This window comes from Nitrospirillum karajorum (genome assembly GCF_036348415.1).
GTDB classification, from domain to species: domain Bacteria; phylum Pseudomonadota; class Alphaproteobacteria; order Azospirillales; family Azospirillaceae; genus Nitrospirillum; species Nitrospirillum amazonense_B.
The window spans coordinates 1,436,103-1,454,113 of the sequence record NZ_JAZBQB010000001.1 but is presented as its reverse complement, the minus strand read 5'-3'; the positions used below and the strand labels follow the sequence as shown (position 1 = coordinate 1,454,113).

At 68.7% G+C, this 18,011-nt stretch carries 18 protein-coding genes and 1 pseudogene; 5 read left to right on the top strand and 14 right to left on the bottom strand.

What is annotated here, in order from left to right; translation table 11 throughout:
• Positions 1-47: 47 nt before the first annotated feature.
• The 4 genes and pseudogenes from UCD39_RS06365 to UCD39_RS06350 form a co-directional block, all read right to left on the bottom strand.
• Complete coding sequence (locus UCD39_RS06365; RefSeq protein WP_330495213.1) at positions 48-3,347, bottom strand: TonB-dependent receptor; 3,300 nt, start codon at positions 3,345-3,347, stop codon at positions 48-50.
• 463 nt (positions 3,348-3,810) lie between these two features.
• On the bottom strand, positions 3,811-4,242 hold the full coding sequence (locus tag UCD39_RS06360; protein WP_330495507.1) for a hypothetical protein: 432 nt from the start codon (positions 4,240-4,242) through the stop codon (positions 3,811-3,813).
• A 217-nt stretch (positions 4,243-4,459) separates the two neighbouring features.
• Positions 4,460-4,738, bottom strand: a pseudogene (locus UCD39_RS06355) (Gfo/Idh/MocA family protein); the annotation flags it as partial.
• Positions 4,739-4,824: 86 nt separating this feature from the next.
• Positions 4,825-6,402 (bottom strand): aldehyde dehydrogenase (NADP(+)), encoded by a 1,578-nt coding sequence (locus tag UCD39_RS06350; RefSeq protein WP_330495212.1) that lies wholly within the window; start codon positions 6,400-6,402, stop codon positions 4,825-4,827.
• 259 nt (positions 6,403-6,661) lie between these two features.
• On the opposite strand from UCD39_RS06350, the gene UCD39_RS06345 reads away from it, so the two are divergent.
• From UCD39_RS06345 to UCD39_RS06325, 5 genes are all read left to right on the top strand, one after another.
• Positions 6,662-7,297 (top strand): permease prefix domain 1-containing protein, encoded by a 636-nt coding sequence (locus tag UCD39_RS06345; protein ID WP_330495211.1) that lies wholly within the window; start codon positions 6,662-6,664, stop codon positions 7,295-7,297.
• Between the two features lie 72 nt (positions 7,298-7,369).
• Positions 7,370-8,158, top strand: a complete 789-nt coding sequence (locus UCD39_RS06340; RefSeq protein WP_330495210.1) for a hypothetical protein — start codon at positions 7,370-7,372, stop codon at positions 8,156-8,158.
• A 22-nt stretch (positions 8,159-8,180) separates the two neighbouring features.
• On the top strand, positions 8,181-8,534 hold the full coding sequence (locus UCD39_RS06335) for a PadR family transcriptional regulator (RefSeq protein ID WP_330495209.1): 354 nt from the start codon (positions 8,181-8,183) through the stop codon (positions 8,532-8,534).
• Entirely contained in the window at positions 8,527-9,288 is a 762-nt protein-coding gene (locus UCD39_RS06330; RefSeq protein WP_330495208.1) for a permease prefix domain 1-containing protein, read from the top strand. Before UCD39_RS06335 ends, UCD39_RS06330 begins: the two co-directional genes overlap by 8 nt.
• Positions 9,289-9,302: 14 nt before the next feature.
• Positions 9,303-9,710: a hypothetical protein gene (locus tag UCD39_RS06325; RefSeq protein ID WP_330495207.1), complete on the top strand. Its 408-nt coding sequence runs from the start codon at positions 9,303-9,305 to the stop codon at positions 9,708-9,710.
• 7 nt (positions 9,711-9,717) lie between these two features.
• Here UCD39_RS06325 and UCD39_RS06320 read toward each other — a convergent pair whose 3' ends face one another.
• The 10 genes from UCD39_RS06320 to UCD39_RS06275 form a co-directional block, all read right to left on the bottom strand.
• Positions 9,718-10,575, bottom strand: coding sequence for a DUF4253 domain-containing protein (locus tag UCD39_RS06320; protein ID WP_330495206.1), 858 nt, complete (start codon positions 10,573-10,575; stop codon positions 9,718-9,720).
• Positions 10,576-10,647: 72 nt separating this feature from the next.
• On the bottom strand, positions 10,648-11,415 hold the full coding sequence (locus tag UCD39_RS06315) for a prepilin peptidase (RefSeq protein ID WP_330495205.1): 768 nt from the start codon (positions 11,413-11,415) through the stop codon (positions 10,648-10,650).
• Positions 11,415-11,609, bottom strand: a complete 195-nt coding sequence (locus UCD39_RS06310; protein ID WP_330495204.1) for a hypothetical protein — start codon at positions 11,607-11,609, stop codon at positions 11,415-11,417. The genes UCD39_RS06315 and UCD39_RS06310 overlap by 1 nt, the downstream gene beginning before the upstream one ends.
• On the bottom strand, positions 11,597-12,262 hold the full coding sequence (locus tag UCD39_RS06305; protein WP_330495203.1) for a hypothetical protein: 666 nt from the start codon (positions 12,260-12,262) through the stop codon (positions 11,597-11,599). The genes UCD39_RS06310 and UCD39_RS06305 overlap by 13 nt, the downstream gene beginning before the upstream one ends.
• Complete coding sequence (gspD, locus tag UCD39_RS06300) at positions 12,259-14,511, bottom strand: type II secretion system secretin GspD (protein ID WP_330495202.1); 2,253 nt, start codon at positions 14,509-14,511, stop codon at positions 12,259-12,261. Before gspD ends, UCD39_RS06305 begins: the two co-directional genes overlap by 4 nt.
• Positions 14,512-14,545: 34 nt before the next feature.
• Positions 14,546-15,226: a hypothetical protein gene (locus UCD39_RS06295; protein WP_330495201.1), complete on the bottom strand. Its 681-nt coding sequence runs from the start codon at positions 15,224-15,226 to the stop codon at positions 14,546-14,548.
• Positions 15,204-15,839 carry a type II secretion system protein GspM gene (gene gspM / locus UCD39_RS06290; protein WP_330495200.1) on the bottom strand — a complete coding sequence of 212 codons (636 nt, stop codon included), beginning with the start codon at positions 15,837-15,839 and terminating at the stop codon, positions 15,204-15,206. The genes UCD39_RS06295 and gspM overlap by 23 nt, the downstream gene beginning before the upstream one ends.
• Position 15,840: 1 nt before the next feature.
• Entirely contained in the window at positions 15,841-16,899 is a 1,059-nt protein-coding gene (locus UCD39_RS06285; RefSeq protein WP_330495199.1) for a PilN domain-containing protein, read from the bottom strand.
• Positions 16,899-17,579: a prepilin-type N-terminal cleavage/methylation domain-containing protein gene (locus tag UCD39_RS06280; RefSeq protein ID WP_330495198.1), complete on the bottom strand. Its 681-nt coding sequence runs from the start codon at positions 17,577-17,579 to the stop codon at positions 16,899-16,901. The genes UCD39_RS06285 and UCD39_RS06280 overlap by 1 nt, the downstream gene beginning before the upstream one ends.
• Positions 17,576-18,010, bottom strand: coding sequence for a type II secretion system protein (locus UCD39_RS06275; protein ID WP_330495197.1), 435 nt, complete (start codon positions 18,008-18,010; stop codon positions 17,576-17,578). Before UCD39_RS06275 ends, UCD39_RS06280 begins: the two co-directional genes overlap by 4 nt.
• Between the last annotated feature and the right edge of the window lies 1 nt (position 18,011).

Sequence of the window (18,011 nt, the reverse complement as noted above, 5' to 3'; positions counted from 1 at the left end):
CGCCGATGGTCCCACCGGCGCCGCCTTTTTCAATACTTACCGCACCCTTAGTAAACGGCGCGGAAGACCAGGGAGTAGCGACGGTCCGCAACCGTGTAGTTATGCTTGTAGATCAGGCTGTTGCTCATGTTGCCCTGGGTGCCGTAGTACCAGTTGTCACGTTCATCGATCGAGATGACGTTCTTGGTCGCCAGCAGGTTGGCCGCCTGGACACCGACCTTGAAATGCTCGTTGATCGAATAGACCAGCGACGCATCCAACTGGCCGTAGTCTTCCATGTAGGCCGGCGCCTGGACGTTGGAGGCCGAGGCCGCCATCAGGTAGCGCGACCGCCAATTATAGGCCAGGCGGAAGTCGAAGTCGTACTTGGTGTACAGCAATGCCGCGTTCAGGGTGTAGGTCGACAGCTGTTCCAGGGGTAGCTTCAGCTTGCTGGCCCCGATCTGGCTGCCGTCGAACACGCTGCCGGAGGTGTTCTGCGTGCCGCTGCTGTCCAGGATGGTGAAGTTGACGTCCGTACCCAGGCCGCTGAGGACGCCGGGCAGGAAGTCGTAGAAGTAGGTGACTTGGCCTTCCAGGCCCATGATGCGGCCATGGCCGTGGTTCTGCGGCACATTGCCGACGACCGTCTGGGTGATGCCGTTGTTGGTCACCTGGACGACCGTCTGGTCGCTCTGGATGTAGTCGTAGATTTCCTTGTCGAACACACCGAAGGACACCATGGAGCCCGGCTTCAGGTACCATTCGTAGGACAGGTCGAAGGACTGGGCCCGCATGGGCTTCAGGTTCGGATTGCCCGTGTTGAAGGCGAAGGACACCCCGGTGTTGTACATGACCGGGCTGCCCGTCGCCGCCGCCTTGTCCAACTCGGCCTGGGTATAGGGCTGGTTGGTGACGGTGTTGATGACCTTGTCCGCCACCGTGGCCGCCCGGTTCTGATAGGTGCCCGTCATCGTGAAGGACGGCGACAGCTGGTAGAAGTCCGGCCGCACGATGGACGTGGCGGCCGCGAAGCGGATGGCCATGTCATCCTGGGGTTTGAACCGCAGGTTCAGGCTGGGCAGGATGTCGGTGTAGTGGTTGCTGAACGCGGTGATGTTGTTGGCGCCATTGGCGAACAACAGCGCCTGCAACGCCGCGGGCGAATACGACGAGGTATCGCCGTTCTGGGTCAACGACGCCACGTGGCCGAAACCGATGGAATGGCTGTCCGTGCGCACGGCGCGGACACCGATGTTGCCGTCCCAGGGCAGGTTCCAGCCGAACAGGTCGTCGTGGCCAAAGCGCACCTGGGCATAGACGGCGTTGGTCCATTCGGACTGATCATTGGTGCCCAGGCCCGAAGTGGAGGTCGGGGCGTAGTTGTAGTTGCCGTTGAAGGGCTGCCAGAAGGTGATGTTGCTGCCCACCGGCTGGGTGGTGCTGAGCAGCTTGTTGTTGGCGTCCACCGGCGCACCGGCCCAGATGGGCAGGTAACCGGCCAGGCTGCCGTTGGGGAACGGGCTGTACTTGCCGCCATTGGCCGCCCAGGACGGAATTGTGCCATGACCGCAGGTAGCGCAATAGTAACCGTACGTGCCGTCGGTGTAGGCTGCCAGGTTGCTGCCCAGGTTCGGCGTGTACAGCAGCTTCTGCATGTAGCTGGCCAGCAGGGTCTTGTTCTTGGCCAGGTCGACGCTGGGCATCCACAGCGACGGCATGCTGCCGCCCAGGAAGCTGTTGAAGTTGACGATTTCCTGATGCTCGGGGAACTGCCCCACCGTCGCCGTCTGGCCGGTGAAGGCCCAAGGCGCTGAAATCAACGCCCAGTTATAGCCGCCGTCGCGTTGGATGGAATGGCGATCAGTGCTGCGGAAACCGAACTTCAGCGATTTCAGGAAATCGCCGTCGACGTCGTAGACGGTATCAAACTTGCCCGCGGTTTCATCGGCCTTGTCGATCTCATTATGATCCATGGCCGCATAGAGGTTGAACACGTTGGGCGTGGCCGTCAGGTTCTGCATCTTGATGACGGGCAGGTCGCCCCGCAGGTCCAGGCCCACGCCGCCCGTGGCCGTGACCGTGTTGTAAACGGTCATGTCATAGTCGTCGCGGCGGGAGAAGATGCGCTGGAAGTCCGCGTTGACGTGCCAGCGGTCGTGGTTCCACTTCACGCCACCCGAGGCGTCCCACGTCTCGTCATTCTCCTCGCCATACCGGGTACCCAGATTCAGCAGGAAGCTGTTGGCGACGCCGTTGCCACCGCCACCGCCGTCGACGATCGTGCCGGTCAGGAAGTTTCCGTCGCTATCGAAGGTGAAGCCGCTGCCGGCCGCCGGCTGGTTCAGGAAGCTCTGGTTGTTGGTCGCGGAGCAGCAAGCCGACGTCTGGGCGAAGTGGTCGGTGCTCACCAGCTTGGAGGTGGAGCGGAAGTAGGTGCCGTAAATCTCCAACTCGTCCGTCGGCTTCCACTGCAGGGCGCCGTATTGGCCATCGCGGGTGCGGTCGCGGTCCTCCAGGCGATATTCGACCCCGCTGGGAACCATGACCACCGACTTCGGCTGGCCGCTGATGGAATTGTCGCCGTTGAAGTTGAAGGTCGTTCCGCCGTCGTAGGACGACTGGGTCTTGGTGGAATGGGCGTTGTAGGGATCGACCTCCAGCGCGTTCAGGCGGCTGCTGAGTTCGGAATGGGCGATGTCCACCAGGATGCCGATCTCACCGATCTTGGTGTCCCAGCGGTTGGAGTAGAGCCCCGACGCCGAGGGCGTCCACTTGTGGCGCAGGTCGCCGTTGGTGGCGTCCGCCGACAAGCCGATCACCTGGCCGTCGCTGTCGAACGGCATGCGGGTGCGCAGGTTGATGGTGCCGCCCAGACCGCCTTCGACGATGTCCGCCGAGGGGTTCTTGTAGACATCGACGCCAGCCGCCAATTCAGGCGTGACATCTTCCCACCCCAGCGCGCGGCCGTTCTTGGCGCCGAAGCTGTCGCGCCCGTTGATCTCGGAGCGCACCCAGGTCAGGCCGCGAATCTGCACGCCCGACCCTTCGACGTTCAGCCGGTCGATGTCGCGTGGCTCATCCGTGCGGCCGATGCTGATGCCGGGAACGCGCTGCAGCGCTTCGGTCACCGAGCGGTCCGGCAAGGCGCCGATGTCGACGGCGGAGATCGAGTCCACGATCTCCTCAGAGTTGCGTTTGAATTCCTGCGCGTTGTTCAGGGCCTTGCGCATACCCACGACGACGATTTCATCCAGGGAATCGTCTTTCGCGGTATCGGACGCGGTCTGCCCGTGGGCCAGGCCGGCCCAGGTGAATGCCAGTGCCGAGACGGATAGCAATGCGATGGCCTTAGAGGTCGGGCGCATCATCTCTCTCCCAATTTGATTTATTTATTTGTGGACACGCAAAAACGCCTCACGGCCTTAAAGGCCGGGCGCAGGAGTCGGTCTTGTGATGTCTGGAATGCTCATTCTCCCCCCGCTTTTTTGTTGCCGCGACCGATTGCTGGGTCAGCTGGCACGGGCATCTTTGTGGGGGTGTGGCAACGTTGTCAAGGCCGCCTTCACGATCTTGCAACGGAACCGGATGGCATAGGCCGCATCGTTGGCAAAAATATATGACTAATCAGGGTCTTGCCGCTAAGTCACAGTGCCAAATAAAAAATTTCGGAATGTCGTTGGCGCCGGCGCAAACATTGTTACGGTCCGAGAGGCCGCACCGCCTATGCCTTTAGCCCTATCGCCCCTTGAAAGCGTTTTCACGCTCATGAAAAAAGCCGGCGGAAGCACCGCCGGCTTTTTCGATATCACCATCGAAACCACGTCGGACTCAGTCGTGGAAATCCTCGACCAGCACACGGTGGCCACAGAGGAAAGCGTCGGCCACGTGGCTGAGGGGGGCCAGGTCCACATCGACCTGCCGCTCCCGCACCAAGCGGCTGAACAGGGCATAGAGGTTGGCGTACTCGGCCTCCGGCTCTTCCAGATGCGGCGCGCCATCGATGCTCATGGCGGCCCCTCCCCGGTTCAGGGTCAGGGTGCCATCGGTCGTTTCCACCACGATGTCCCAGCTTTGCGGGCCGGTCTGGCGCCAATCGAATTCCGCCCGCACCGGCACGCCGGCCAAGTCCTGGAAATCCAGCTGGGCGGCGATGGGGGCCTGGCGGTTGGCCGGGAACTCCAGTGTCGCGGCCTTCAGCACCAGGGCGCGCGGCAGGATGTGGGTGATGATGGAAAGGGCGTTGATGCCGGGGTCGAACACGCCCAGGCCGCCGGGCTGCCAGAATCCATTCCTGGCCCGGGTGCCAATGGCGCACGTCTTCCTTCCACGACACCGACACCGATTTCAGGGTGCGGCCCGCCAACCAGGCACGGGCGGGTTCCACCGCCGGGGCGTAGCGGGAATGCCAGGTCGCCAGCAGGGCCAGGCCCTTTTCCTTGGCGAGAGCGACCAGGTCATGCACCTCCGCCAAAGTGGCGCCTGGCGGCTTTTCCAACAGGACGTGGACACCCCGCTCCAGCGCATGGCGGGCCAGGGCGTGGCGGCCCTGCGGCGGGGTGCAGAGGGCGACGGCCTCGATCTCCGGGCGGGCGTCCAGCAGGGCGTCCAGGCTGACGTAGCTGTCCACACCATCCAGCGTGGCGTTACGGCTGGCCACGGCCACCAGCTCATAGTCCGGATTGGCGGCGATGACGGGCAGGTGCTGGTCGCGGGCGATCTTGCCCACGCCCACCAGGCCGATCTTGATCGGTGACATGCGCTCTGGTGACATCCGCTCTCTGGGCTCCCCTGTTTTTTATGAAAAAAGGGCGGGCCGCGCTTCCGGCCCGCCCCCGTGACGACTTACTTGCCGGGCTGCACCACGCCGTCGACACGGCGGTTCAGGCCCAGCGGGTTGGCGTACTTCACCGCCGCGGGCAGCAACGCGTCCGGCAGGTCCTGGTAGCAGACCGGGCGCAGGAAGCGCTCGATGGCCAGCGTGCCGACCGAGGTGGTGCGCCCGTCGGACGTGGACGGATACGGACCGCCATGCACCATGGCGTGGCAAACCTCCACGCCTGTGGGCCAGGCGTTGGCCAGGATGCGGCCCACCCGGCGCTCCAGCGTCGGCACCAGGGCGGCAGCGGCGTCATAGTCCGCCTCGTCCAGGTGCAGGGTGGCGGTCAGTTGGCCCTCCAGCCCTTCCAGCACCGCTTTCACCGCTTCCAAATCCGGGCAGCGTACGATGACGGAGGAGGAGCCGAAGACCTCGTGCGCCAGGGCCGGGTCGGCCAGGAAATCGGCCGCCGTCACGCTGAACAGCACGCCGGAGCAGGTGTTGCCCTCGCCCTCGGCCGCCTGGGCCAGGATGGTGGTGCTGGGGCTGTCGGCCAGGGCCTTCACGCCCTGCTTGTAAGCCTTGGCGATGCCGGGGGTCAGCATGACCAGCGGCGTGGTCCGGCCGATCGCCTCGGTGGCGGCGGAGATGAAGCGCTCCAGATCCGGGCCGTCCTGGGCGATGACCAGGCCGGGGTTGGTGCAGAACTGGCCGGCACCCATGGTAAGCGAACCGACGAAAGCCTGGCCCAGGGCCTCGGCCCGCGCCGACAGGGCGGCAGGCATCAGCACCACGGGGTTGATGCTGCTCATCTCGGCATAGACGGGAATCGGTTCCGGGCGGCTCTGGGCGATGCGCACCAGGGCCAGGCCACCGGCGCGGGAACCGGTGAAGCCCACCGCCTTGATCCGCGGATCGGCGACCAGGGCGCCGCCCAGCTCATTGGTGGTGCCGCTGAGCAGGCTGAACACGCCCTCGGGCAGGCCCAGTTCCTTGACGGCGGCGGCGATGGCCTCACCCACCATCTCGCTGGCGCCGGGGTGGGCGGGATGCCCCTTCACCACCACCGGGCAGCCGGCGGCCAGGGCCGAGGCGGTGTCGCCGCCGGCGACGGAGAAGGCCAGCGGAAAGTTGCTGGCGCCGAACACGGCGACAGGGCCCACGGCGATGTGGCGCAGACGCAGGTCGGCGCGGGGCAGCGGCTTGCGCTCCGGCATCGCCGGGTCGACGCGCACGCCCAGCCAGTCACCCTGGCGGACGACGCTGGCGAACAGGCGCAGCTGGCCCATGGTGCGGCCCCGCTCCCCCTCAAGCCGCGCGCGCGGCAGGCCGCTTTCCTGGCCGACACGGTCCAGCAGGGCGTCGCCCAGGGCCAGGATGTTGTCGGCGATCTTTTCCAGCAGGCTGGCGCGCAGCTCCAGGCTGGTCTCGCGGAAGGTGTCGAAGGCGGCGGCGGCAAGGGCGCAGGCCTGGGCCACATGATCGGCGCCACCCTGGGCGAAGGCAGTGTCCAGAGCCGCGTTGGTGGCGGGATCGATGGCGGTGAAGGTGGCGTCGGTGGCGACGCGGGCGCTGCCGATCAGCAGCTTACCGTGCAAAGACATCTGGTGTTCCTATCCCTTTGGGTGGCCCCTGACCGGGCGGCCTGGTGTCGGGGCGCCGTCCCTTGTTAGCCAAATTTGTACGATAAATCCACACTTCCCCCGGCCGCCGGCCATGGAAGGAGGGCGGGAACGACGGTCGCGTCCGGAATGTAGGCCTGATACCGGTAACATGCAATGGCGGGGCAGCCATCGCCAAGGTCGTTGCCATACCTTTCACGGCAAGGTATGATACCTAGCATCACAAGGTATGCGAGGGACCATGTTCGACCGTTTACGCGAACGCCTGTTGACGGCCGGCATAGCGCCGCGCTATGCACGCCGCTATATCGCGGAATTGCGCGAGCACGCCTCCGACCTGACGGAGGAAGAGATGGCCAGCGGCCTGTCCCGGGCCGAGGCGGAGACGCGCGCCCTGGCCCGCCTGGGCACGCAGGAGGATTTGGCCCAGGCGCTGCTGCGGCGCGGCGATTTCCGTTCCTGGGGCGCCCGGGCGCCGTGGGCGGTCTATGGCATCGGCGCCGTTCTGAGTGTGCTGGCCACCACCATCCTGGCGCTGGGCACCCTTCTCGCCGTCATCGAGATATACACCCCCGCGCCCGACACGCCCGCGATGCTGCCCAGCTGGTTCGGTAGCGCGGTCACCGTCATCAGTTATGGCCAAAGCCTGGCCCTGCCCCTTCTGATCGGCGCCGGCTTCGCCATCCTGGCCGCGCGCCAGCGGATGCCTGTCCTATGGCCCAGCCTGGCCTTGCTGGCGGTGGCCGTCCTGGGCGCCGGCAGCATGTGGCACATTCAGCCACCCACCACACCGGATAGCCAATGGTCCATTGGCGTCGGCACCATGCTGCTCCCCCTTACGGGCATCTCGGTACCGCCATGGGGCACATCGCCATGAACCTGTCGCTGACCCTGGTTCCCTATCTATGCTGGCAAAGCTGGCGTTGGACGGGCCGGCAGGGCACTGCCCATGCCTGACATTTTCACTCCCTTGCGGGAACGCCTGCTGGTGGCGGGAATCGCCCCCCGCCACGTCCAGCGCTATGTCGCCGAGCTGCGGGAACACGCGGCAGACCTGACCGCCGACGGCGTGGCGGCCGGCCTGACGCGGCCGGAAGCGGCGGCCTGGGCCGCCAGCCGGCTGGGCACGACGGACGATCTGGCCCAGGCCATGATCCGGCGGGGCGACTTTCGATCCTGGGGTGCCAAGGCCCCGTGGGCGGTTTACGGCTTCGCCCCCTTGGCGGGCGTCGCGGCCTGCTATGGGCTGGCGCTGGCCGCCCTGATCGGCATCCTGGTGTCGCACCGCCCCTACCCCGGCGCGCATCCCATCCTGCCCTCCTGGTTCGGGACGGCGACGGCCACCCTGGGCTATCTGCACAGCCTGGTCCTGCCGCTGCTGATCGGTGGCGGCGTCGCCTGGATGGCGGCCCGGCAACGCATGCCTGTCCTATGGCCCAGCGTGGCCCTGCTGATCATCGGCATCGTGGGCGGTGCCGGCGTGTCGGAGGTGCGGATGCCCACGGAACCGGACGGCTTCATCGAGCTGGTGGTCGGCTGGTCCTTCATCTGCCCGTACGTCAACCTGGACATGGCGCTGCGCCACACCGTGGTGATCCTGCTGTTGACCCTGGTGCCCTACCTTACCCACCACATCTGGACCCACCACATCTGCCGCGCGGCCGTGCCAACCGCCGGGGACGTGACCGCTGGAGACCAGGGCACCGACCTGGACTCCATCCCCCTGATCAAAACCTGAAACAGTCCGCTTGAGGCCTTCCATGGCAGAGAACAATTCCAACTTCATGAGCGGCGTGCCCGAGCTGCTGGTCCTGCGTCTGGTGCGGGAAAAGGAGATGTACGGGTATGAGCTGGTGCAGGCCATCCGCGAGCGCAGCAACGAGGCCATCGCCCTGGGCGAGGGCGTCATCTATCCGGTGCTGCACGCGCTGGAACGGGACGGCGCCCTATCCTCCAGCCGCAAGACGGTCAATGGCCGCAGCCGGGTCTATTATACCCTGACCGCGACGGGGGTCCGCCGCCTGGACGATCTGGCCGGCAACTGGTCGCGTCTGACCGAGGCCATCCAGGCTGTGCTGGGCGGCCCTGCCATCGGAGGGGTCAGCCATGCCTGATGTTTTCACCCCCTTGCGTGAGCAACTGCTGGCCGCCGGCGTCGCCCCCCGCCACGCCCGCCGCTACGTCGCGGAACTGCGGGACCATGCCGCCGACCTGGCGGAGGAGGAGCGGGCCGCCGGACTGGCGGAAGCGCAGGCCAGGGCGCGCGCCCTGCAGCGCCTGGGCACGCCGGATACCCTGGTGCGCGCCATGGTGGCGCGGGGGGACTTCCGCTCCTGGGGCGCCCGGGCGCCGTGGGCGGTTTACGGCCTGGGGTCGATGCTGGGCCTGGTCATGACCTATGGGCTGGCCATCGCCGCCGTCGCCGCCATCGTGGAGACGCATCGGGCATCCCCCACGGCTCGGCCCATCCTGCCCGACTGGTTCGACAGCGCCTTCGCCACCATCACCTACATCCATGGCCTGGCCCTGCCCCTGGTTCTGGCGGCGGCTTTCGCCATCATGGCCACGCGTCAGCGCATGGCGGTGCTATGGCCCAGCATCGCCCTGCTGATCATCGGCATCATCGGCGGCGCTGGAGTCTTGGACTTCATTCGTCCCGCCGATCCCAACGCCCCGATGGAATTGGAGATCCGGTTGGCCCTCAGTTCCCCCTGGCCGGGGATGCACAACTGTCTGCGGCACATCGCGATCAACCTGCTGCTGACCCTGGCGCCCTACATCGCCTGGAACGTCTGGCGCAAGGCCCTGAACGCGTGTTCCGGCCCGGAGGGCGACGCCCCCCTGGGCAGCGGTTCCCAACTGACCTGACGGGGGCGAACAAGATGGGGCGATCGACGACGGGGGCCGCGCTTTTCATGCTGGGCCTGGCGGGCTTGGTCCCGATGACGGCGCTGGCGCAAAGCGGGGCGCCCGCCCCGGCCGCGCCCATGGCCGCGCCGGCCACCACCCCGCCGGCCACCACCCCATCGCCGGCGGAGGAAGGGCCGATGCTGGGCCAGGACATCATTATCACACCCAGCTTCCTGCCCACCCCGGAAGAGGTGAAGGCCTTCCACGATGAGGAGTACGGCCGGCTGAAAGGCATGTTCGCCCCGGAAGCGAGACCCGTCAGCCGGGGCGACAGCCTGACCCGCAACAACACCCAGAATACGGGCACCGTCGCCGGCGCCAAGTCCGTCAACTGCGCCAGTGTGGGCGAATGCCGGTCGGTCTACACTGCCGACAAGTGAGAAGCTGTCAGTCCCACCAGAAGAACCAGTAGGGTGTTTGCAGAAGGCCGCCGGCCAGCGCACCGACAGTCCCGACACCCTGGTCGACGATGTCCCGGCAATAGCGATATTGGTTTCGCGCCAGGTCCCAAGCCTCGGCCTTATCCGCCGGTCGACGGTCAACACGTAATTCCATGGTGTCGTTGCTGAGAACGATCAGTTCCGCCCCGTATTTCTCATGCCAAACGCGGAGTGCGGCGACATGGGACTCCGGCGGCGGGCATTCATTCCAACCACCCCAGCGCAGATAGGCCGGTACCTGCCAGCCTTGGTCCGTTGGGATCAGCAGGATATGCACGCGCGCATAGGGCTTTTGATTGTGGTCATGCACCACACTCAGCCTGGGTGGCCCATCCGGCATCGGCGGGAAATCCTCCCAATCGTCTTCCATCACGCCGATCTGGTCTTCATCTGGGCCGTCGGGCCACCTATCCATGATCTCGGGGAAGCGCAGTCCCTCCGCCTCTCTCAGAATTTCAGAAGGCGCCAGCGTCTGTACCATGTCGGGAAGCGCGCCGGGAAATACTGCGGGATCGCTCAGGCTATAATGCTCGGCCAGCCTTTCCATCGCATCATCGTCGCCGACAATGATGGGCCAGCCACGCCCGGCCGCGCGCAGGCGCAGCCAATGGTCCCATGCCTGGGCTCCTGGTACGGTGATACGCTCATAAGGCAAGGCCGCCATCATCCGGGCATGCGTCGCGACCACCTCCGCCCTGCGGCTGGCGGGCACCCTGCTCAAGTCAGGTCTAATTACGGCCGCGGTTGGTGAGGTGGCTCTGGAACCCAGCGCCGTGAGAAGGCGGCGCAACCAGTGAACGATCATCGCGGAATCCCTTCTCGCTGGGCACATCCTTGGTTCAATACCGTCACCGCTTAGATGGAATACCACAATCCATCAAAGGACGCCCCAGGCCAGGGCATAGAAAGCGAGGGCGATGGCGGGACCGAAGGGCATTTCGGTCCACTCCCGCCCCTGATGCCGCCGGGCCAGCCGCCACAGGGGATAGGCGGCCAGCCCCAGGCAAGCGGCGGCCAGCACCAGCCAGGGCATGCCGGCCGGCCCGACCCACCAGCCGGCGGCCGCGAACAGCTTCACGTCACCCAGCCCCAAGGCGACACGGCGCAGGCGGCGGCTGAGGGCCCAGCGCACGGTCCACAGCAGGCCGGCGATGGCCAGGGCGGCCACCAGACCCTGCGCCGGGGGTACCGTCCACCCCGCCAGGCTGCTTCCCAAGCCCAGCAGCGCCACCGCCAGGGTCAAGCCATCCGGCAGATAGCGGTGGCGCAGGTCGATGACGGCGCTGGCCAGCAGCAGGGTGGCCAGCAGGCACAACGCCGCCGTCTCCGGTGCCCAATCCAGCCGCGCCACCGCCGCCATGAACGCCAGCGCGGCCAGCGCCTCCCCCACCGGATAGGCCGCCGGTATCGGCGCGCCACAGCAGCGCGCCCGCCCGCCCAGCGCCAGCCAGGAGAAGACCGGCACCAGGGTTGTGGGCGCCAAGGGGGTGCCGCAGCTGGGGCAGCGCGAACGGCCGGCCACCCAGGGTTCGCCACGCGGCAGGCGCCAGGCCAGCGCCATGGCGAAGCTGCCGCCCACCAGGCCCAGCAGGGCGGCGAGCATAAGGGAAAGGGCCGTCCACAGGCTGTCGTCCGGCACGTCCATCACGGCCCCCCGCCACGGTCGGTCATGACGCACGCGTCACGCCCCGCCAGAACCGGCCGCTGCCATTCCAGCACCAGCCACGGGGATTCGGCGCCGATTCCGGCCCCCGCCGCCTGGCGCCCAACGCCCCGATATAGAAGGATGCTACGCCGGACCTGGGCCCGGCCCTCCTCCGCCACCGTCACCCGCAGCATGCCGCCGGCCACCAGGCCCAGCGGCCCCTCCCCCGTTCATCCGCCGTAGCCGCCGTGGTCCGCCGGGGCGTCAAGGACGCCAGCCCAAGGAAGGGTCCGCGTGCATAAACAGTGCCCCAACGACGCAGGCAGGCGGCAACATCAGTGTCCAGGCCCGGGATGACGTCCAGGTCCTCCAGCGACCAAAGGGCGCGCAAGGGGTCGATGGCCAGGTCCAGGCCACCGGCCCCGGGTGTATCCATGCCCCGCCAGGCGGCGATGGCATCCGCCGCCTGGTGCGCCCGGCCTTCAGCGAAGCCAAGTCCATGGATAGCCTCGGCCAAGACCCTGCGCGACAGGCCGTTCAGGTCGATGCGTCCGGTTTCCGGCGTCACGGTGACGGTCAGGGATTGGCCGTCCAGCACCAGGCGCCGAGGGGGCGGGATATCCGTGCCGCCGCGCGCCAGCACATCATCCAGGGCGATCCAGGTGGACGCCGCCGCGCGCTGATCCTGCCCCACCGTGAGGGAGGCGGCGCGTGCCAGCTTGCGCGCCGAAAGGCCGTTGCCCATGACCACCAGGCCCACCGCCGTGGCCATGGCCAGCAGGAACAGGACCAGCAACAGGGCATAGCCCTGCTGGCGCGTCCCTTCCTGGCCGTCCCCCGCCCTCATTTGTCCGTGGGTGTGGCTGGCAGGGGCACGCTCTGGACGGGCGGCGTCACCATGGCCGAAGGCGGCGCGGGCATACCAGCGGGCATGCCGGTGGCGCCGGCGAAGATTTCCAGGCGGCTCATGCTGGCGCGCAGCGCGTCCGTCACCTCGCGCGCCCGGGTGGCGTCGCGCACGATGACGGGGCGCAGGAACACCAGCAATTCCGTCCGGCCCTTGGAATGGCCGTCGGTGCCGAACAGCTTGCCCAGCACCGGGATGTCGCGCAGGTAGGGGATGCCGGCGCCGGTGCGGCTGGAGGTGTCGCTGATCAGCCCGCCCAGCGCCACCGTCTCCCCATCCTGCACATTCACCACGCTGGTGATCTTGCGCTGTTGGATGGTGGGGCTGTCGATGCCGGACGTGGTGGTGTTAGTCACGGTGCTGACCTCCTGGTTCACGTCCAGCACCACAGCACCGCTGCGGTTGATGCGGGGCGTCACCTCCAGGATCACGCCGGTGTCGTGATATTCGACGGAATTCACCACGGCGCTGTCGCTGGTCAGGGTGCTGGTGGCGGACTGCACCACCACCGGCACCTCGTCACCCACCTGCAAGCGCGCCGTTTCATTGTTCAGCACCATCAGGCGCGGGGCGGACAGCACCTGGACATCGGTGACACTGGACAGCGCGTTCAGCACCACCCGGGTGTTGGGGGTCAGGAAGGTGTAGTTGAAGTTGGGATAGCTGGCGCCGACGGTGGACCCGGTGGTGTTGGAAAAGCCCACCGTGCTGCTGCCCCGGTCCAGGAACCATTGGACCCCGAAATTCAATTGGTCGTTCAGCGTGACCTCGGCGATGGTCGCCTCGATCAGCACCTGCTCTCGCGGGGCGTCCAGGCGGGTCAGCACCTGTTCCAGCAGCGCGTACTGCGCGCCGGAGCCGAAGATCAGCAGGGCGTTGCGCCGCTCATCCGCCACCACCCGCACGCCCTTCAGTTCCGAAAGCCCGTCTTCCTCCCCACCGCCCTCGCCACCGCCACTGGCCGGGAGGATGGCGCCGCTGTCCACCGGGCTGGGCGGCGCGCTGGCGGCGGAGCCGGAGGCGCCGGTCGCGGCGCTTCCGCTGGGGGGACCGCTGGCGGAGCTGCCGCCCATGGCGGTGGACAGGCCGCTACGGCTCGATGATGAAGTGCTGGCGCCCATGGCGCGGGCGCCGGCGCGACCCCGCCCCTGCTCCACCGCCGGCTGCTGTTGCGTGCCGGCACGTCCCACCAGGCGATTGAGGGCGTTGGCCAGTTCCACGGCGGAGCCGTTCTGCACCTCATAGAAATGCACGACCTTGCCGCCATCGGGACCCGGCCGGTCCAGGCGTTCCACCCAAGCGCTGACGGTGGGTAGCAGCTCGGGCCGCTTGGCCACCACCAGCAGGGCGTTCAAGCGGTTGATGGGCACGAAATCGATCATGCCCTGCAGGGGGCCGTTGTCCAGCTGCAGCACACGGCGCAGCTCCGCCTCCAGCCGGGCGGGTTCCACCGCTTGCAGGGTGTGGAGGGAAAAGGACAGCCCGGCCAGCCAATCGACATCGAAGCTGGCGATCAGCTGGGTGAAGGACTCGATCTCGTGCGCCGTGCCGTTGACGATGAAGATGTTGCGCCCAGCATCCGCCAGCAGAATGAAACCCTGGCGGGTCAGGGGGCGGACGATCCTGTCCAGTTCCGCGACCGAGACATGGCGGATGGGCACGATGGCGGTGCTGAAGCCGGCCGCGCGCTCCGCCGCCGATGGCGCCTGCACCGGGGCCTGGCCGGCCGCGTCCACCGCCGGCACCACCTGGTAGAAGCCATCGCCGCCCACGATGGCGAAGCCCTGGGTGCGCAAGGCCGCGTCCACCGCCGCCAGCGCCTGCCCCCGCGCCAGCGGCCGGGTGGTGCGGATGGTCACCTGACCCTGGACCTTGGGGTCGATGGTGTAGTTCAGGCCCAGCATGCCGCCCAGCACCGCGTCGATGACGGAGCGGACGTCGGCGTTGACGAAGTTCATCTCCACCGGTTCCCCCTCGCCCGCCGCAGCCGGGGCCACGCCCGACATCGGCCGGGTCTGGCGCACCAACTGCCCCGTGCCCGCCACGGTCTGCGGCGGAATGCGGGCGGGGGGGCGCCGGGACCGATCACGCTGCCGGCCGGTGCCGTGGAGGCTGGCGGCGACGCGGGCAAGGGTGTGCCCGGCCCCCGCGTCACCGCGCTGTCCGCGCAGCCGGCCAGGATCAGGCACATAAGCAGCGGGCGGGGCGAAGGGCGGGGGTGCGTCATGGCTGCCGTCTGTGGGGCTGGTCGGGGGGCGGTCGCGAGGGCGGATGGCTGGGCTGAACCTCCATCTGCCGGGAATCAGGCTGCCCCGGCGGTGGCACGCCCGATGGCGGGACGTCGGTCGGCGCCACGCCCCGTGACGACGGAGCCGTCGGGGGCGGGGGCGGCGGGCCCGGCACCAGGGGGGCGCCCATCGTTGGGGGAGGCGGTACGGCCAGGGGATAATCGCGGACGGCTACCCCCCGGCGCAGGCGCAGGTTGGACCGCCCGATGGCGTCCACCGTCCAGCCTTGCAGATCGTCGCCCAGGCGCACGCTGAACGGTTTTTGCGCCTTGCGATCCACACCGGTGGCAGCCCCGCCACCGGGGCCGGTGACCACGCCGGTCACCTGCAGATCCGGCCCGTCGGAGGCCACCGGCGCGACCCCCTTCGGCGGCGGCCGGCGGTCGGGCGTGAACAGGGGGCGTCGCGCCGCCTCACCCGGCTCGGCGGACAGGCCCATGGGCGTGGGCCCGGCCAACGGCGGCAGTCCCGGCAGCGGAGCCTGCGCCCGCACCGGCGGGTCCGACGCGTCGACCGCCACGGCCAGCGCCAGTCCGGTGCCGACCACCAAGCCGACGCCCGCCAACAGCAGGGCGGTTCGGTCAAGGGCCCCCTTAGGGGGCGGCCAGGTCGGCATAGGCGTCGATCTCAATGTCTAGGGTCACGGGATTGGCCTCCCCAACGGCGGAGCCGCGTGCGGCCCTGCCGAAACCAGGGCCCGGCGCCCCCGGTTCCGGCGCGTCCGTGTGCAGGCGTACGGAGCGCACCAGCAGGCGGGGGCGCACGCCATCCAGGGCCGCCAGGGCATTGGCCACCGTCACGGCGTCGCCCCGCGCGGATACCGCCAGGTGGATGCGCCGGTAGGTCCCCTGGCCCGCGTCCAGCCGAACCGTCAGGGTGTTGATGGTGACACCGACCTGCCGTAAGGCGCCGCGCACGTCGCCCTCGGCATCGGCCTGCACCGCCGCCGCATCCGCCCCGGTGCGTAACAAGGTGTGGACGCCCAGCGCCTGGTCGACCTGGGCGGCGCGGCGGGCAAGGTTGTCATGCTGGGCCAGCAGCGCGCGGGTGGCGGCCAACTGCGCCAGGCGCGCGGCGCGGCGGGCGGCGGCAGCCTCCACCCCATCCACCAGGGGGGCCAGGTAGAAGTAGGGCGGCAGCGCCAGCAGGCATAGGGCGATGACCAGCACGAAACCGGGACGCAAACCGCGCGGCGGGGAGGAACGGCGGGGGGAAAGCGGGGCTGTCATCTCAGGGCCGTCCGACCGCAAGCGATGTCGTCAAGGTGAAGTCCTGCGGGGCGCCACCCGCCTGGCCCGCGACGGGGGCGACCGGCGGAGAGGCCACCGCGTCCGGCGGATCGGTGAAGCGGGGATCGACGAAGGGGCCCGCCGCGCGCACCCGGGCCAGCACATCCGCCAGATCCGAGGCCCGGCCCTGGATAGTCACCGCCTCCGGCGTCAGCGCGACATCCTTCAGCCAGACGCTGTCGGGCAGGGCCAGTGCCAGTTCATCCAGCACCTGGCCCCTTCCCGGCTGCGCCAGCAGCAGGGCGGTGCTGGCGGCATCGGGGCTGAGGAACAGGATGCGGTCGCGCATGTCCCGCACCGCACGCGCGTCCTTGGCCACCACCGCCAATTTCTGTTCCACCATGGCCGTCTGCCGGTCCAGGATCCAAAGGGCGACGGCGAAGGGGATGGGCAGGGACAGCCAGAACAGGCCGGCGGCGCCGGCCAAACGCAGGAACCGCCGGCGCACCCGGACGGAATCGAAGCGCAGGAATTCCGGCGCCGGCCCTGCCGCCGCCGCCGTGATCCCGGCCGGCGTCAGGCCCGCCGCCGCAGCCCAGGCCAGCGCCGTCGACAGCACGCTTCGCCGTACCATATGGACCCGGGCGGTACCCGCCCCGCCGGTGGGCGGCCCAGTGGGCGGCCCAGTGGGCGGCCCAGTGGGCGGCCCAGCGGGCGGCAGGGTCACCACGTCCCAGGCCAGCAGGTCCGGCCGCAGGGGCATGAAGCGGTGGGCCTGAATCTCGACGAACCCCCGGGCATCGACAATGCCGCCGAGCAGCCGCCCCTTGGGCAAGGGCACGTCCACCGCGTGCACGTCCGTCGGATGCAGCACTAGGCGGACGGGCACCGGGGTCGAGGGCATCGTCATGCCGGCGCCGCCCGGTGACAGGAACAGGACGGGCACCTCGAGCCCCAGGATACGGCGTCCCCACGGGGGCAAGGCGGCGGCGGCACCATCGGCCAGCGCATCCACGGCCAGCACGGCCAGGCGTTTCAGGCGGTGGGCCAGCGTGGGCATCAGCCACCCCCAGGCCGGCACGCGCCCCGCACCGGGTCATAGGCGCAGAGCACCCCGCCACGCACCACCGGGCCGGCGATCATGGGCGGCCACGCTTCCCCGCCAGCGGGGGCGACATCCAGGCGCACCAGGGCCGGAGATGTCGCGGGGTCCGCCCAATGGTCGGTCCAGGCGTGGGCCTGGCCATCGAAATAGGACCAGGCGATGCGGGCGGCGGCGTCGATCAGCAGACCATCGCCCGGCGGTGGACCGTCAGGGCGCAGGGGCGCCACCCGCAGACGCAGGGCCTCATGGCCGGGCGCCCCCTCCACCGTCAGGGCCATGCGGTAAAGCCCGCCGCGGCCCAGTCCCGCCGGCAGCGGCGCCAGCACATCGAAATGCCGCGCATCCCGACGCAGGGGCGGCAGGTCCGTGCCCGCGCGCCCCAGGTCGGCGGGCGTCAGGGCGTTGACCACGAGAAAGCGGGTGAAGTCATGGACCCGGCCGAGGTCAGCGGCGGCCCGCTGCAGGACGCCGCTGCGGTCGGCCATACGGTTCATCAGGGGCAGCAGGCCAACGGCCGCGACCGCCAGCATACCCAGCAGCGCCAGAGCCACCAGGGCCTCCACCAGGGTCATGCCGCGATGGCCCCCGGCGGCATCGGGCGCGGCATCGGGGGTGGCGAGAGTGGGTGCCATCATGGCGGCCCGTCCACCAGCACGCGGCTGGTGACGGTCGCCAGCACGGGCCCATCGGCCCACCGGCCCGCTCCCGGCATGGCGGCCTCTGTTCCCGCTTCTCGCGTCACGTCTGGTTTCATTTCGCGGATTTCTACCCGATAGTCGCGGTCCCCCGTCGGCGAAAGGCGCCCTGGCACAATTTTGACACGGTAGGGCAAGCCCGCGCCGGCCCCGTCCAGCCCCACATCCCTGGGCCGGTCCTCCAGCGGCAGGGCGACGCCGACCTCCGCCGCGACGGATTGGGCCAAGCGCAGGGCCGCCGTCTCCCCCCAGGCCTGGCGGGCGGACCAGGCCCCGGACCAAGCCGATTGCATCAGTAGGACCGTGCCGAGGCCGAAGATGGCCAGGGCGATCAACATTTCCAGCAGGGTGAAACCATCCGCCCGGCGCATG